The sequence below is a fragment of the Paenibacillus sp. FSL H3-0457 genome, assembly GCF_037981725.1.
Lineage (GTDB): Bacteria > Bacillota > Bacilli > Paenibacillales > Paenibacillaceae > Paenibacillus > Paenibacillus amylolyticus.
Genome location: NZ_CP150283.1, coordinates 1,836,851 through 1,851,047 on the forward strand (window position 1 = coordinate 1,836,851; position 14,197 = coordinate 1,851,047).

Genomic DNA, 14,197 nt, shown 5'->3' on the forward strand with positions numbered 1-14,197 from the left:
ACACCTTGATTTGGGCTATTCAAATCACCTATTTCCGAATCGGGCGAATTCCAAATTGAGAGAGGATGAATACGATGATGGATCAAAACTTGAAACAAGCAATAGTCAGGGGAGAAACTTCGCTAGGCATTGAATTTGGATCCACACGAATCAAAGCTGTACTCATGGATCACCATTTTAATACCATCTGTTCAAGCAGTTATGAGTGGGAAAATCAATTGATTGGCGGTTACTGGACTTACCATATCGATGAAATGATTCATGGGTTGCAACAAACTTATCATCATTTAAAGCAAGAGATTGAAAAAAATTATGGTGTAACGATACAAAAAATTGGCTCAATCGGATGTTCTGCTATGATGCAGGGCTACATTGCACTTGATCAAAATGGGGAGTTATTGGTTCCGTTTCGTACATGGCGTAATGCCACAACGGGGAAGGCTGCATCAGAGCTAACCGAGAAATTCCAGTTTAAAATTCCAGAGCGCTGGAGCATTGCACATTTGTATCAAGCGATTTTGAACGGAGAAGAGCATGTTACGAACATCAATTATATTACGACGTTATCGGGTTACATACATCGGCTGTTAACTGGCAGTAAAGCTATTGGTATAGGGGATGCCTCAGGTATGTTCCCAATTGATGAATCCACACTGGAATACCATGAAGATATGTTGAAGAAGTTTGACGATATAATTGCCGACAAAGGCTACACGTGGAATCTTAAAGATATTTTACCTAAAGTGTACACTGCAGGTGAACATGCCGGATATCTTAGTGAAGCTGGTGCCCGACTGTTAGATCCATCAGGTAACTTGGAATCCAATATTCCACTTTGCCCTCCGGAAGGCGATGCTGGAACAGGCATGGTTGCTACGAATAGTGTCCAAAAACGTACGGGTAACATTTCCGTCGGTACATCGATTTTTGCCATGATTGTATTAGATAAAAAGCTATCTACGGTATACCCTGAGATTGACATCGTGACTACACCTGATGGCAATCCTGTGGCTATGGTTCTTGCGAATAACTGCTCCAGCGATATTAATGCCTGGGTCGACTTGTTCCGTGAGTTTTATGAGGCGATGGGACAGAAACCCGATATGAACCAGTTATTCAGTGTGTTGTTCAATGAAGCACTGAAAGCTGACGCTGATGGCGGTGGCTTACTGAGCTATGGCTACTATTCAGGCGAGAATATTACAGGAATTGCAAAAGGTCGTCCGTTGTTCGTACGTTCTCCAGAGAGCCGTTTCAATCTGGCAAACTTTATGAGAGTCCATCTGTTTGCTGCATTTGCTGCACTAAGGCTCGGGCTGGATATTCTCACACAGAAGGAGCACGTAACGATTGAGCACATTTGGGCGCATGGGGGATTGTTCAAAACCCCACTAGTCGCTCAAAAAATATGCGCATCCGCACTGAATATTCCCGTGTCGGTCATGTCTACCGCTGGTGAAGGTGGCGCATGGGGAATGGCTATTTTGGCTTCCTACATGGTTAATAAGCAACAGCACGATAGTTTGGCGGATTACCTTACCACTAAGGTGTTTATTGATGCAGAAGGACAAGAGGTTTCTCCAAATAGCGCGGATGTGAATGGATTTGCCTTGTTCATGGAGCGTTACACGGAAGGACTGGCCATTGAGCAGTCAGCGGTAGATCATTTCGTGGAAAATGGGAAAAAAGCCTGAGATGTAATCATATTTCTTGAACAGAGGAAATTGGAACGAAGCCCGTTGCCTACACTATGATGCCCTGTTATAATTTCGATATATCTATCGTATTGGGGGTTATGACGTGGCAATATGGATAATGCCGGATTGCTCGTTCGCTAGAAAGCCTTACGCAAAGCCTGAATAGGGGCGGACTTTGTGTAGGGCGCGACAAAAATGAGATTGTTGCCCTGAAATCAATATCAACATAATGTTACATCCCGCAGGCTTTGCACCTTATTTGTTCTTCCAATAAAAATAAGGGGCTGAACGCCATGCAAACACCATTTATTCAGAATCATCAATTTAATTATATTCAAAAACAAGCTGATTTCCTGCTCAAAACGCTACGCTCGGTTGTGGATCCCAAAGTATTAGAAACCGTCCGTTATACGGTCGGCACAAATGCGGTGAGCATCTTCGATGAACTCACTTCGGAGCAGAAGCAACTGCTGGAGCAGTTATCCACGTATGAGACGGCACATGAACTTCAGACGCATCTAAACCAGCTCGAATCATATCTGATTCCATATCCGCAAGTATCGGCAAAGCAGATTCAGAAGCTTTTTCCAAAGGCCAAGAAGCTCAAAGTGCCCGATCTCGAATCCATCGATTACGCACACACAACCTATCTGAGATGGACTGACATTGCGACGAGCCGTTTGTTCATCGTGTACCCGTACGAAGGCAGATTCCTCGGTATTGAGGGACGGATTACACCTACGAACAAAAAGGGGTACTGCATGTTCTGTCATCGTCATCAGGAGCTTGGATTCTTCAATGTGAAGACCAAGGCTCATTCGCCGGATAACTTTTCTTCCATTGCCCAGTACGTATGCATGGATAACACAGTTTGCAACCATAGTATTACCGATATCTCTATGTTGGAGAAGTTTCTTCTCTCGACAGTAAAATAATGCAAGACACACAGGCAGGGTCGCTCTTCGGAGCGACCTTTTTGCCGTGTTCAAGCGTAGTGATTCGCCATTGAACGTACCACTAAACTTCAGAATTCATATTCGGGTCATACATTTTTCTCATACGATCATGGAGTCGGAGTATCGTTGGCATAGTTCAGTCCCAAGTGATGTGCATGGTTCAGTAGTGCCTCATAATGCTCAGGCTTAGATTCCAACGTTTCATATATAAACTCAACCCTCGATTGGGACACGCCGCAATAATCGGCAATCCCCACATTGAGCAGGTTGGCGATCGATTGACCATAGTTGCGCTTATGCATCTGTTCTTCCGTCACACCCGAAAGAGCAATCCATAATATCTGCTGATGAGAGAGCTTGTTCGCGCCGTAGGCAAATCCGTTGTTCATGACACGATCCACATAACCTTTCAACATGGCTGGCAGATGCCACCACCAGAGAGGAAACACAAAAGCCACAGCATCGTGTTTCATCAACCGCTTCATCTCCGTTTCAACCTCAGGCGAGAACACCTGATTTTCTTGGGTATAGTCTGGTTCATCCATCTCTCGGAGAATCGGGTCGAATCCAATCCCATGCAAATCCAATATCTCATAACCGTGACCGGCATCGGTAAGACCCTGTGCAAAACGTTGAGCTACCTGAAAGGTCAAGGAGTCTTTTCTTGGGTGGGATACTACAACGAGTACGTTCATCTTATCTTTCACTACCTTTCTGGATTGCAGTCTTGTAGCCATAAATCAGTGGCTGATGCTATTATAAACAGGTATGAAAACATCTGGAAGTACGCACTTTGATGTTCTATAGGAAGAATGAAGTGCCATAGGAACATTAAAGTACCCTAAATGGATGGCTCGAAATGGGCTTGAATAATAGAAAGAAGAGTAGCAAAAAGTTTATATTTTCACTTGGGATACAGCCTATTTATGGAGGGGTTCAAAAATGACAGAACATAGAGAAACGAGTGCTCCAAAAAAATATAAAGTAGGCGTGGAAGCGGCCTTGGAAGTAATGGGTGGGAAGTGGAAGCCGTTGATTATTTATCATTTGATGACCGGACGGAAACGCACGTCGGAGCTTCGGCGGTTAATACCGGACATTACGCAGAAGATGCTGACAACGCAGCTCAGAGGACTTGAAAAGGATGAGATCGTACAGCGCAAGGTATATTCGGAGGTGCCTCCCAAAGTGGAATATGAGTTGACGGACTACGGCTGGGGACTCAAGCCCGCGCTGGACCATTTATGTTATTGGGGAGAAGAGCATCTGGACAAAATCCACGGGGATAGGTTTAAAGTATTGGAGGATTTCGATTCTCAGGAAAGTTGAAGAGAGGGGCTATACCGCTCCCATATTCGTAGGGTACGTGGATGAAAGCCAGCCTGTCCGGTTAAATCATGAACATACCGAGTACCAATGGATGACGTTTGACGAAGCCAAAGAAAACGCGGCATTGCCCGGAATTGATGACATTTTGGATTTTGTTGAAAAGCATTTTGCCAGAAAAGCCCCTTCCGAGTGGCTTAGGATTGATGGAGAGAATGATTAGGAGGTGGAACTCATCACATACAAGACGATCTATCCAAGAGCATGGTTGAGCCTACTATGTATGTTGGTCATTGAAGCTATACTTTTCAGGGATGGTATTTACGATAAAAATGGTATTCCGAAGTACTCCCTGATCGTTATATTGACCTTTATTCTGGGTTATATCATTTTTCTGATCTGGCGTTTGTTTTTCACTAAACCCAGTATTACGCTAGAAAGTAATCATGTGATTTCTATGAAACATCAGAGATATGATGCATCTCAGATTGAGTGTATTTATATGAATTACAGACGGATTGGCATCAAACTCTATGGTAAACGGTTAGTACGGATGGATCTAAGTTTTTATTTTCGACGAGGTCAGGAATCCGCAGGCGTAGAAGCTGTGCATGAATGGGCGGCGCGAAACGACAAAGAGATCAAACACAAATTTTTTCAAACCTTGGCGTAGAACAGTGCGTTTGTGAATATAAGGAATCGTTGAGGCTGAGGATTTTGGAGGAGTAGAGATGCAAACAATAGAGCAATTTCTAACGAGATCGATCTGAAGTGGTCGAGGTGCTAGGCTTTACGAGATCTGTTATCGCTAATACGATTATTGAAGTAGATTCTAAAAATCAGTAGGAGAGATGCATATGAGATATCTAACAAAAGAATGGTATGAGCTTTGTCAGCAGACACATCTTCATTTTGGTTTAAGAGTACATAACGGAGCTTACGAGTTCGATGAAAATCTATTTTTAAGGCTGTATAAAAGAAAGGAAAAAGCGGATGTGAAGCAGGAGCGAGAGTTATATAACTTGGACCCACGTTACATGTTGGAGCATGATGGACAGGTGCTCACTCGCCTAGACAAAGCTTTCGGTGAGGAAGAAGTGACAGAAGAGGATCAGATCGTATTTCACATGCCTCCGGAAGAACGAGCGCATATCGAGAAACTCATTGCAGAATATGATGTGCGCCCTCCTTTTGATGAGAAGAAATGTAAGGAAGAGTACAAAGAATCGATGGAGTGGAATTTTCAATACAAGGCGGAGAATTTGCCACAGGAAATCGTTGAACAAATTGCGGATATCCGTGTATTTACATTGGGTTATTGCACGAGAGAAGTTATGCTCAAGCTGAATAAACAGAGTGCAGAGAATAGAAGAGAAGTGGAACGCATATCGAAAGAATTTAGAGAAGTGATGATGGCACAGGACATTTCCGATGAAATACATGGGCGGATTCAATACCATGATTGTACAGTGACAGAACTGCTGACGGGTGATGAGGTGGTCATTCGTTTTGACACCCGTGGGGGCTTCACCAACATAAATAAACTTACGCTGGTTGCACCCGAAATCATCAAGCAAGACGGTGGGATTGTAGGCAGTTACTGGCTGTATCAAGAGCTGTATCGAATCGATAACGGATATGAGCTTCATGTTCTATTTGATGGAGAGCATATGCCCGAACTGATTGTTCGCTGTGCTGATATTCTTGCCGAAGAGGAGTAAGATACAGTAATGCTAAGCAAGAGTCGTCAATTTGGTGAAATAAGTGTACACCACGAATTCTACCGAAAAGTGACGACTCTGATGAGAAAGGTAAATATACAATCCGGTGTATCTTGCAATCGTTTTGAAGCATGTAGAACACGTATCATCGTTTTACGAGTATATTAATCCCGTCATCCAATTGTCCTGATAGTGATAGAACATCATAATAGATCCATTTTTCCGAATCAATGGTTTGCACTTTACCTTGACGGACAGCGGACAACTGCCTCCATACAGGGTTCTGCTGCAGTTGCGTATAGGTTAGGGCAGCTTCGGCCCCATAGACAATGACAAATAACCGGTCTGCTTCATATTGCCAGAGCTGTTCGACTTCTACTTTTCTACCATACTGGTTAGGGTGCTCTACAAGCAAATGTTGAACAAGTGGCGGTGGTTGCAAGCCGAAGGAACGGTACATAATCTCGCCCGCATTCCGGTCTCCCAGCACATATATTTCTGACCCTTCAATCAGGAGCAGGCCAACGGTCTCATCCTTACTTACATAATTTTTGATTTGCTGGTGTGCCATTTCACGCTTCAATTCGTAATCGTCAATCCAGCTCTTTGCTTGTTTCTCCATCCCAAACACATCACCAATAGCTTGTAAATGTTCCGTGGCATGGAGATCCATCCAAGGGATTGTCACCATGGGAGCGATATGCTCCAGTTGTTGTTGTGTTTCATAGTCTAGCGTGTCACAACTGATAATAAGATCCGGTTTCAGAGCTTTCATTCTGTCATAATAAAAGATCGATTTGTCTCCAATGTTCGTAATGTTCTCTCCTAAACGTCCAGCATAATAACCCAAATGATAGGCAGGTGCGCCAATCGGTTTGATGTCAAGTGCCAGTAGCGCACATACATAACTCATCGACATGATTTTGTACTGTTTCGTGTTCACATATACTCGCGGCGGGACGCCTGTGATTTGTTTAAAGCGACGGTTAAAATAATAACTGTCCCGATAGCCGACCTGTTCTGCAATTTCAGCAAGCGGTTGTCTGGAAACGATCAGCAGTTCCTTTGCCCTGCGTATACGAAGCGTTGATATATATTCATGAGGCGTTACGCCAGTGATTTGTTTGAACAAATGAATAAATTGCTTGACACCAATCCCGGCCTGTTCAGCCAATTCTTTTGTGCTAATCTCTTCATTAAAATGGTCTTTCAAAAATAAAACGCTCTGTTCCACCGCTTGCAAAGATGTTACGGTTTCAGATTTAATTATATTTTGCTTAAGTAATGTATGCATCCATTTCTGGAAACGGAAATGGTAGCTCAGCTGTGCTTCTTCGCTCTCAGGATGCTTCAGGGCAATTAGCTTACGCAGCACTGCAAGTGTACGAACAAAAGGATCGATGGTAATTTTGCTATTCGCGAAAGGATGCCGCATATCTTTGTCAGGCAGAGCAGAAATGATGTCAAAGGTAACACCAAAATAAAGCATGTCTTTCTTTTCTACAGTTGAACTGACGATAAGCTTAGCGCCAGGAGAGACTGCATAACAATCACCAGTGACAGCATGGTAACAATTGTCGTCTATATATATGCTGCCTGAACCTTCAGATACAACAATCAGCCTGTAACTCAGACTAACGTCGGGAAGTAGCTGATGCGTAGTGTTAATTGTTACGGATTCAATATCAACAAACCTAAAAAAATAGGAATGAAAGGCAGTAGGAGGGTGGGGGGAGTTGCTATGCGCAGTACGATTGTTCATGAAGTCACAGATTCCTCCTGCATACAATGAGAATTATTATCATTATATTAAATGACAAAGAAGAAGCTAGTCAACCATCAGGTGAGCTAGCTTCTTCTTTGTCATTGGTTATTAGTCAGGAATGATCGCCTTCATGACATCTTGCATTTTCTTCTCATAAGCGAGTGGACCATTTGTGATCCATACATCACCACGGACTTCATAGACATGACCTTGTTTAACCGCGGGGATTGTCTTCCATAACTTGCTTTCTTTAAGCTCCGTAGCCTGTTCTTCTCGTCCTTCATCTACAGCGAGGAAAATATAGTCTGCATCCATCTGTGGAATAGTTTCCATCGAGATGGCTTGGATATCCATATCCTCTCCCCATGCCAACTTGCGTACAATCGGGGCAGGCTCTAATTCAAAGTCGCCATATAATGCTGTGCCTACTTGACCTCCGGGACCTCCATATAATCGCATTTCTTTACTGGCATGAATGCGAATCATAGCTGCTGTTTTGCCTTTAGCGGCGACCTGTAATTGCTCCTTGGCAAGCTTCGTTTCTGCTTCACGCTTCTTGATTACGTCTTGTGCTTGTTCTGTCTTTCCGAGTAGATCAGCTACAGTAAGCAAGTTCTTTTTCCAGTTCTGCGGGTATTGAATTTCACTACCTGTAAATACATAGGTGGGAGCAATTTTAGACAATTTCTCATACGTACCGCCATCTGCCCAACCTTGGAAGCCCAGAATAATGAGATCTGGTTGCGCCGCCATGATTGCTTCAAAGTTAAATGCAGCTGTGTCGAGCTTCGGTACATCTTTTAAATAATCCTCAAGATAGGTCTGGTAATAGGTTCCGCTTGAGTATTGCATGATTGGTTTAACACCAAGAGCACTCATCTCGTCTTCGACGAATAATCCAAGAACGCGCTGAGGCTCAGCAGGTACTTCGATTTTCCCAAGGATATGCTCCACAGTACGCGGCCCCCTAGGTGTATCTTCAGATGATGCCGGTGTTTGTTCTGTCTGTACCGCCCCAGCCTCTTCCTTCACAGTTCCCCCGCCGCATGCAGTAAGTACGAAGATAAGCACAAAGATCATGCTAATTATAGAAAAGCCTTTTCTAGTAAATGTCATTCATCTGCCACTCCTTCTACTGATATCTATTCTCATTTAGGTGCTTTGCTTATCTTAAGTAGCAGGACGGATTAATTCAATGGACTTTTGAGTAAAAATGATCATTTTTCGAAATATATCTTAAATGTACATTTAACAAGAGACGGTTCGTTAATGAATTAAAAATGCATATTTCCTTTAGTTTAAACTCAATAAAATGGTACTATTAACCAATGATCGTTGTGCTGACATTCTCATAGTGGAAGACTGAGAGAGCTCAAGAGGCAAAATAGGAGGGAATGTAGTGAAGATTAGCACCTTAGAAACCAAATTAGCTTCAAGATACAATGAGTTCGATCCTGAACAGGATGGGAATAAAAATACGAAGTTCTCAGACATCATTATTGATGGTACATCGCTCTATCAAAGATTGAAAAAACATGAATTGGTACCTTGTCTCGGATGGGGAAGCGATGAATATCAAAGGCTTCTTATTGATTATTTTTTACTTAAGAAATCACATGAATCCATGTATTATAGATATCCCATTTTAGTGTGTCCTTGGTGTGGGGATGAAGAGTGTGGATTTATTTCTGTAAAGATTGATAGGGAAGATGATGTTGTGATCTGGAGAGATTTCATATTGAACGACAAGAAACTACAGGTAGGCCCGTTTTATTTTGGTTGGGAAAATTATAAACAGGCCATCGAAAATACTTTTGGTACGGCAGGAATTCAGTAAGGAAAAAAAGGGGGATGGAGAAAATAGAGATGGAATGGACCACCAGTACGTTTGGTTATTTATCTACTCCCGTATTTGTCGTGGGCTTTGCATGTTACTTCTTTCCTGATTTTCTATACAAAATATTTGTCCTGATGAGATATCGAGAAATTAAACCGAATTACGAGTTTGAAGATAACCCACCTAATAGTGATATCCCTAAACATATCGAAATAATATTAAAAGTACTAGGCACCATAATGGTTATATTAGGGATGATATGGTTTTGGTTTTCAGAAGAGTTTTATAACATATTATTTTGACAGCAAGGAGTTGAACACCATTTTGGAGTTTTATGGAGCTTTAGTAGTATCACTTATATGTTTAATTGTCGTTCTTATCTTTGCAGCAATTGTACGTTATGCGATAGATTCATCCAAAACATCGAAAAAACTGGATGTATTAATCAAAGAAGTACACTATCTGAAAACTGAAATTAAAAAGCAACAACACCATAAGCAGCAAGATGGTAGCAAGCATATTATCGATGAGAAAGTATAGATGAACGACACGACTTGAAATTTTTCTAAGAAGGGAACAGACCATGATGAAACCACATGTGAACGTACAAGCTGTTTTTATAGACAGAGATGGAACAATTGGTGGTACAGGTCATTTTATTCATCCGAGAGATTTCAGGTTATACCCCAATGCTCAAGAAGCAATTATGCATTTAAAACGAGAAGGAATTATGGTACTGGCTTTTACGAATCAATATCGAATCTCACGTGGAGAAGCGAGTGTTGAGGATTTTGAAGAGCAATTTCGCGAGTACGGATTCGATCACTCCTATATATGTCCGCATGAGCAAGAATGCAGTTGCAGAAAGCCTAAACCCGGAATGTTATTACAGGCATCAGAGGAACTCGGTCTGGATTTATCCAAATGTATCGTTATTGGAGATGTAGGAGATACAGACATGCTTGCTGCCCATGCCGTAGGAGCGACCAAGATCATGGTGAGAACAGGATGGGGGGAATCTTCATTAACTAAATTCAGAGACAAATGGACGGAGACCGAACCTGATTATATCGCAGAGGATATTTGGGATGCCGTACAATGGATCATTCATGGAAGAGAATTCAGATCCTAGTTATTATGAGGAGAACCATATGTTAATTAATCCAACGATTAATGAGATCAATGACTTATTCAAGATGCATTCTATCAACGAAGAAATATCTGGAATTCAAAGTTTGTCAGGTACCACAGCTGGACGTATTTATCGGTTGAGTACGAGTCTGAATAAACACTATATTTTGAAATCAGATGAACCCGAACAGATTCACATCGCCCAGCAGTTTTTGGATACGAATAAGAATTCTTCGTTACTGCCTGAAGTTTTGTTGACTGATCCAGATAACACTTATTTCATTTATACGTATATGGAAGGTACGACCCATTTCAACCGGGGCCAGAAAAGAGACTGGTTAACTCGTCTGGTGAAAGAGTTATTCAATACATATGTGAGTTCTTCAGATACGAAATCATGGGGCAGAATAGAGTTCCCACAGAGGACCTGGAAAGAATTTAATCAGATTAGTATTCAAGAAGCAAAGATGAATATCGGAAGTGTTTTAACAACAGATGATTATAATCTGGTTCAATTCAAAGTGGATCACCTGTTTCATGAGGAAGAAGAGAAGTTTCTTTTGCATGGAGATACGGGGGTTCATAATTTTGTATATGATCAAAATGAACTCATCGGCGTTATTGACCCATCTCCAATGGTTGGACCTATCGTCTATGATTTCTTGTATGCTTTTAGCTCCTCGCCAGATGATATCAACACCGAAACATTATTTGCTACGTTCGAACTTTTAGAGCAAGTAGATATGGATAAATCCAGATTGATAGAGGAAGCTCTGGTCCATCTATATTGCCGAATTGGGCTGAGTAACAAGCATCATCCGGATGATCTGCCTGAATACTTGAAGGCATGGCAGGAATGGAAGCGATTATGTCATGAATTTTGAACTAACAAACTTTTACAGCTATCGCAAATGCCTTAGTTCAGACTATACAAGAAAGGAGAGATATCACAAGTTGGATAACAAAAGTAGTTTGAATCGTCCGAATGCTTGGACGACCTCCAATGTAATTCATGGCGACTTACTTGCCAGTAAAGAACTAATCTATGACAAGTGTGGCTTTGTATGCTCACAACCATATGAAGAAGCACAAAATGCTGAATATGGTGCATATGTGTTCACCATAAATGCTCTCTCCATTCGATTTCGCGTCGCCAAAACCACGCCAACCAAGATCGGACAATTTGTTACCCTGTGGCAGCGTAGTGAGGATGGATCGACACAGCCATATGATGGATCAGATCCAGCAGATGTGTATGTCATTAGTACGCGCGCAGGCATCCACTTTGGTCAATTTGTATTTCCGAAGAATGTATTGTTACAGCGAGATATCATATCGGATCAAGGCAAAGGTGGCAAGCGAGCCATACGTGTATATCCGCCTTGGGACAATCCAACAAGTAAGCAGGCTCTCAAAACGCAGCAGTGGCAGCTTGAATACTTCCTGGAAGTACCTGTTACTGAACCATTGAACTGTGATCAAGCCAGAGTACTTATGATAAACCATTATAATCACCTATGATTTAGGAGTGTGGTCCTGATCGTATTAACGTCAGCAATCGTATTCACCTTCCTGATCCTAATCGTTATTCTCTTTCAAGTTGCTTTAGCGGTAGGTGTGCCGTGGGGCGAGTATGCCATGGGTGGAAAGTTTCCCGGGAAATACCCTATCTCCAATAATCATTGCCATTACATAACAATGAGCAACAAAGAAATATACAAAAACAGAGCTCTGGCATGTATGCCAAAGGGCTCTATTAATCACTGCCGTTCCTCATTTATAATAATGATAGTTTAACCCTACATAGAGAAGATCACGGAGAGGAGCGGTTTTTATTATGCCGACCTACTACTATCTTGCAGCAGTTTTATTAGTTGTAACAGCCTATTTGGTTCGACGTAAGCTCAAGATTTTCCGTCCAGCAGCAGGAAGACGCAGAAAACAGATGAAAGTTACGTACAGACGAAAAAAAGCACCATTGAATCTTGGACTTCGAGAAGAAGTCTCCTATCAGCAAACCATTCTTCAATTGGAGAAGAGTTACAATAAGCATTTTGCCAACAAACTCAAGATCCGAATTCAACAGGAATATCCTCACATGAAAACGCTGGAGTATCGGTGGAAATTGATAGAACTTAAGCGATATTTCATTATGGCTTCATTACTTAAGCAGGTGCCCATGTTCAGTGATGAAGTTGATGATTTGTGGCATGAGATGCTGATGTTTACGAAATCTTACGCTGATTTTTGTGCAGAATTAATGGGTTCCACGGTACACCATGAGCCGGCAATCACCCGCCGCGAAACGCCAGGAGCACGTGCATGGTTTGACTGGGTGTACTGTCAATTATTTGAGTTCACCCCCTACAGTGCTGCAATCTGGGGTGATTTTTTCACTTACCCATTATCCAGTGATGTACAGAAGCTGATCGCACAGGGAGATCAATTCGAACTGGTAAATGAACTGTTTCATGCCAGACGCATGCAGGAGGATCCTGAAGCTGCTCAGGTGATTATCTACTTGATTGATCAACTACGTAGATCGGCAACTCTAAGTGAAGAAGAGCTATCTCCAGCATCTTCCGGAAGTAGTGATTTAGCTCTCGTCATGGCTAGCGCCATGGTGTATTACTCCATGCATAACGAGGCGACATATGGGTTACACATGGGGCGGCTGGAACAGGAAATTCTTCCACAGGAAAAGGCAGCCTATGGTTCCTCGTCAAGCAGTGGTTGCACGAGCAGTTCCAGCTGTTATGCGGACCAATGTACAGACAATAGTAGTTCCTCGGGAGGATCTGGATCATCCTCGGGATCATCTTCTGACTCTTCTTGCAGCTCATCCAGCTGTTCATCTTGTGGTGGTGGCGGAGATTAATGAAGTTGAGTATCTGGGCTACAGTGAATCTGCAATCTTGAATGAAACAGTCACTAGACAAATGGAGATTGCCGGAAGGGAAGAGCACATGCGAAGCAACAAATTCACACCGTATTTAAGTTTTATGGGTTTTGGACTAGTTATTCTGACCTTAAGCGTGAATGTAAGCTTTAAGCTAGGAATTGAGAAAGGTTTAGATGAAGGTTCCCTTATGCTGTTGTCAGTTGCTAATGCAGTGTTACTGGTATATCCATTGGCATGGGGAGTATTTGCTATACTTGAGTTCTACATGTTCTGGAAAGAAAAACAAAATATGAAGTCCAAGCTGGAACGCGGAAAAATAAACAAAGAAGACTACTTGGATCAGATCAAGAAAGTTAAGACCAGTTTGGGAATCAACATTAGTTATATTGTTATCCTGCTGTTTCAGCTTGGATACGTCATTATAAACTGGGACGAGGTTAATGTTTAGACTTCTGACCGACCTTTCCTGATTTTGAATAGAACATACATAACATTTAGGAGGAATATTCATTGAAAGCATTATCAATCGTTAGCCTTATTGGGTTCTTACTCAATTTTTTATTAATAGCAGTTTTTTTAGATGGTTCGCAAGAAGGTGCGGAGGTAGCGGCAGTTTTGGGACTTCTGGGTGGACTGTATGGTGTGCTTTTCTCAATTCTAGCCTTGATCATATCAAGCAAGAGAAAAAAGACCCCTGTGAATGTTCATGAACAACTGCTTCAGCTAGGTGACTTAAAAGAGAAAAATATCATATCGGAATATGAATTCGATCAAAAAAAAGAGAAGTTACTCTCCAGATACAAGTAGTCCAGAGCCCGCTACGGTTAGGTAAAGGCTATTCTATTTTCTACTCATACCAAAA

At 42.1% G+C, this 14,197-nt stretch carries 18 protein-coding genes; 15 read left to right on the top strand and 3 right to left on the bottom strand.

The window, feature by feature from the left end; genetic code table 11:
• Positions 1-77: 77 nt before the first annotated feature.
• Together MHH25_RS08170 and MHH25_RS08175 are read left to right on the top strand one after the other, a co-directional pair.
• Complete coding sequence (locus MHH25_RS08170; protein ID WP_340020474.1) at positions 78-1,694, top strand: FGGY-family carbohydrate kinase; 1,617 nt, start codon at positions 78-80, stop codon at positions 1,692-1,694.
• Positions 1,695-1,990: 296 nt separating this feature from the next.
• Positions 1,991-2,632 (top strand): FusB/FusC family EF-G-binding protein, encoded by a 642-nt coding sequence (locus MHH25_RS08175; RefSeq protein WP_340019719.1) that lies wholly within the window; start codon positions 1,991-1,993, stop codon positions 2,630-2,632.
• 128 nt (positions 2,633-2,760) lie between these two features.
• Here the strand turns inward: MHH25_RS08175 and MHH25_RS08180 are convergent, their stop codons facing one another.
• A complete protein-coding gene (locus MHH25_RS08180) occupies positions 2,761-3,348 on the bottom strand; it encodes an NAD(P)H oxidoreductase (protein ID WP_340020475.1) in 588 nt (195 codons plus the stop codon).
• Positions 3,349-3,595: 247 nt separating this feature from the next.
• On the opposite strand from MHH25_RS08180, the gene MHH25_RS08185 reads away from it, so the two are divergent.
• The 4 genes from MHH25_RS08185 to MHH25_RS08200 all read left to right on the top strand — a co-directional run bounded on the left by MHH25_RS08185 (position 3,596) and on the right by MHH25_RS08200 (position 5,700).
• Positions 3,596-3,982: a helix-turn-helix domain-containing protein gene (locus tag MHH25_RS08185; RefSeq protein WP_340019720.1), complete on the top strand. Its 387-nt coding sequence runs from the start codon at positions 3,596-3,598 to the stop codon at positions 3,980-3,982.
• A gap of 37 nt (positions 3,983-4,019) precedes the next feature.
• A complete protein-coding gene (locus MHH25_RS08190; protein ID WP_340019721.1) occupies positions 4,020-4,202 on the top strand; it encodes a hypothetical protein in 183 nt (60 codons plus the stop codon).
• 3 nt (positions 4,203-4,205) lie between these two features.
• Positions 4,206-4,652 (top strand): hypothetical protein, encoded by a 447-nt coding sequence (locus tag MHH25_RS08195; protein ID WP_340019722.1) that lies wholly within the window; start codon positions 4,206-4,208, stop codon positions 4,650-4,652.
• Positions 4,653-4,836: 184 nt separating this feature from the next.
• On the top strand, positions 4,837-5,700 hold the full coding sequence (locus MHH25_RS08200) for a DUF4085 family protein (RefSeq protein WP_340019723.1): 864 nt from the start codon (positions 4,837-4,839) through the stop codon (positions 5,698-5,700).
• Positions 5,701-5,845: 145 nt separating this feature from the next.
• Here the strand turns inward: MHH25_RS08200 and MHH25_RS08205 are convergent, their stop codons facing one another.
• A complete protein-coding gene (locus tag MHH25_RS08205; protein WP_340019724.1) occupies positions 5,846-7,462 on the bottom strand; it encodes an AraC family transcriptional regulator in 1,617 nt (538 codons plus the stop codon).
• Positions 7,463-7,573: 111 nt separating this feature from the next.
• The gene (locus MHH25_RS08210) at positions 7,574-8,581 is read right to left on the bottom strand and encodes an ABC transporter substrate-binding protein (RefSeq protein WP_340019726.1); all 1,008 of its coding nucleotides are present in this window, start codon (positions 8,579-8,581) and stop codon (positions 7,574-7,576) included.
• Positions 8,582-8,864: 283 nt separating this feature from the next.
• Between MHH25_RS08210 and MHH25_RS08215 the strand changes: the two genes are divergently transcribed.
• The 9 genes from MHH25_RS08215 (at position 8,865) to MHH25_RS08255 (ending at position 14,142) form a co-directional block, all read left to right on the top strand.
• Entirely contained in the window at positions 8,865-9,302 is a 438-nt protein-coding gene (locus MHH25_RS08215) for an oxidoreductase (protein WP_340019727.1), read from the top strand.
• Between the two features lie 14 nt (positions 9,303-9,316).
• Positions 9,317-9,604, top strand: a complete 288-nt coding sequence (locus MHH25_RS08220) for a hypothetical protein (RefSeq protein ID WP_076327169.1) — start codon at positions 9,317-9,319, stop codon at positions 9,602-9,604.
• A 22-nt stretch (positions 9,605-9,626) separates the two neighbouring features.
• Positions 9,627-9,842 carry a hypothetical protein gene (locus MHH25_RS08225; RefSeq protein WP_340019728.1) on the top strand — a complete coding sequence of 72 codons (216 nt, stop codon included), beginning with the start codon at positions 9,627-9,629 and terminating at the stop codon, positions 9,840-9,842.
• A gap of 46 nt (positions 9,843-9,888) precedes the next feature.
• On the top strand, positions 9,889-10,434 hold the full coding sequence (locus tag MHH25_RS08230) for an HAD-IIIA family hydrolase (protein WP_340020476.1): 546 nt from the start codon (positions 9,889-9,891) through the stop codon (positions 10,432-10,434).
• A gap of 19 nt (positions 10,435-10,453) precedes the next feature.
• Entirely contained in the window at positions 10,454-11,317 is an 864-nt protein-coding gene (locus MHH25_RS08235) for a phosphotransferase (RefSeq protein ID WP_340019729.1), read from the top strand.
• 70 nt (positions 11,318-11,387) lie between these two features.
• Positions 11,388-11,954 carry a MepB family protein gene (locus tag MHH25_RS08240; RefSeq protein WP_340019730.1) on the top strand — a complete coding sequence of 189 codons (567 nt, stop codon included), beginning with the start codon at positions 11,388-11,390 and terminating at the stop codon, positions 11,952-11,954.
• A 316-nt stretch (positions 11,955-12,270) separates the two neighbouring features.
• A complete protein-coding gene (locus MHH25_RS08245; RefSeq protein WP_340019731.1) occupies positions 12,271-13,311 on the top strand; it encodes a hypothetical protein in 1,041 nt (346 codons plus the stop codon).
• Between the two features lie 88 nt (positions 13,312-13,399).
• Positions 13,400-13,783: a hypothetical protein gene (locus MHH25_RS08250; RefSeq protein ID WP_340019732.1), complete on the top strand. Its 384-nt coding sequence runs from the start codon at positions 13,400-13,402 to the stop codon at positions 13,781-13,783.
• A 62-nt stretch (positions 13,784-13,845) separates the two neighbouring features.
• Positions 13,846-14,142, top strand: a complete 297-nt coding sequence (locus tag MHH25_RS08255) for an SHOCT domain-containing protein (RefSeq protein ID WP_340019733.1) — start codon at positions 13,846-13,848, stop codon at positions 14,140-14,142.
• The last annotated feature ends 55 nt before the right edge of the window (positions 14,143-14,197 follow it).

Coding starts and splice junctions, on each gene's coding strand:
- MHH25_RS08170 (WP_340020474.1), top strand. CDS start 78: ATGGATCAAAACTTGAAACAAGCAATAGTCAGGGGAGAAACTTCGCTA.
- MHH25_RS08175 (WP_340019719.1), top strand. CDS start 1,991: ATGCAAACACCATTTATTCAGAATCATCAATTTAATTATATTCAAAAA.
- MHH25_RS08180 (WP_340020475.1), bottom strand. CDS start 3,348: ATGAACGTACTCGTTGTAGTATCCCACCCAAGAAAAGACTCCTTGACC.
- MHH25_RS08185 (WP_340019720.1), top strand. CDS start 3,596: ATGACAGAACATAGAGAAACGAGTGCTCCAAAAAAATATAAAGTAGGC.
- MHH25_RS08200 (WP_340019723.1), top strand. CDS start 4,837: ATGAGATATCTAACAAAAGAATGGTATGAGCTTTGTCAGCAGACACAT.
- MHH25_RS08205 (WP_340019724.1), bottom strand. CDS start 7,462: ATGAACAATCGTACTGCGCATAGCAACTCCCCCCACCCTCCTACTGCC.
- MHH25_RS08210 (WP_340019726.1), bottom strand. CDS start 8,581: ATGACATTTACTAGAAAAGGCTTTTCTATAATTAGCATGATCTTTGTG.
- MHH25_RS08220 (WP_076327169.1), top strand. CDS start 9,317: ATGGAGAAAATAGAGATGGAATGGACCACCAGTACGTTTGGTTATTTA.
- MHH25_RS08230 (WP_340020476.1), top strand. CDS start 9,889: ATGAAACCACATGTGAACGTACAAGCTGTTTTTATAGACAGAGATGGA.
- MHH25_RS08235 (WP_340019729.1), top strand. CDS start 10,454: ATGTTAATTAATCCAACGATTAATGAGATCAATGACTTATTCAAGATG.
- MHH25_RS08245 (WP_340019731.1), top strand. CDS start 12,271: ATGCCGACCTACTACTATCTTGCAGCAGTTTTATTAGTTGTAACAGCC.
- MHH25_RS08250 (WP_340019732.1), top strand. CDS start 13,400: ATGCGAAGCAACAAATTCACACCGTATTTAAGTTTTATGGGTTTTGGA.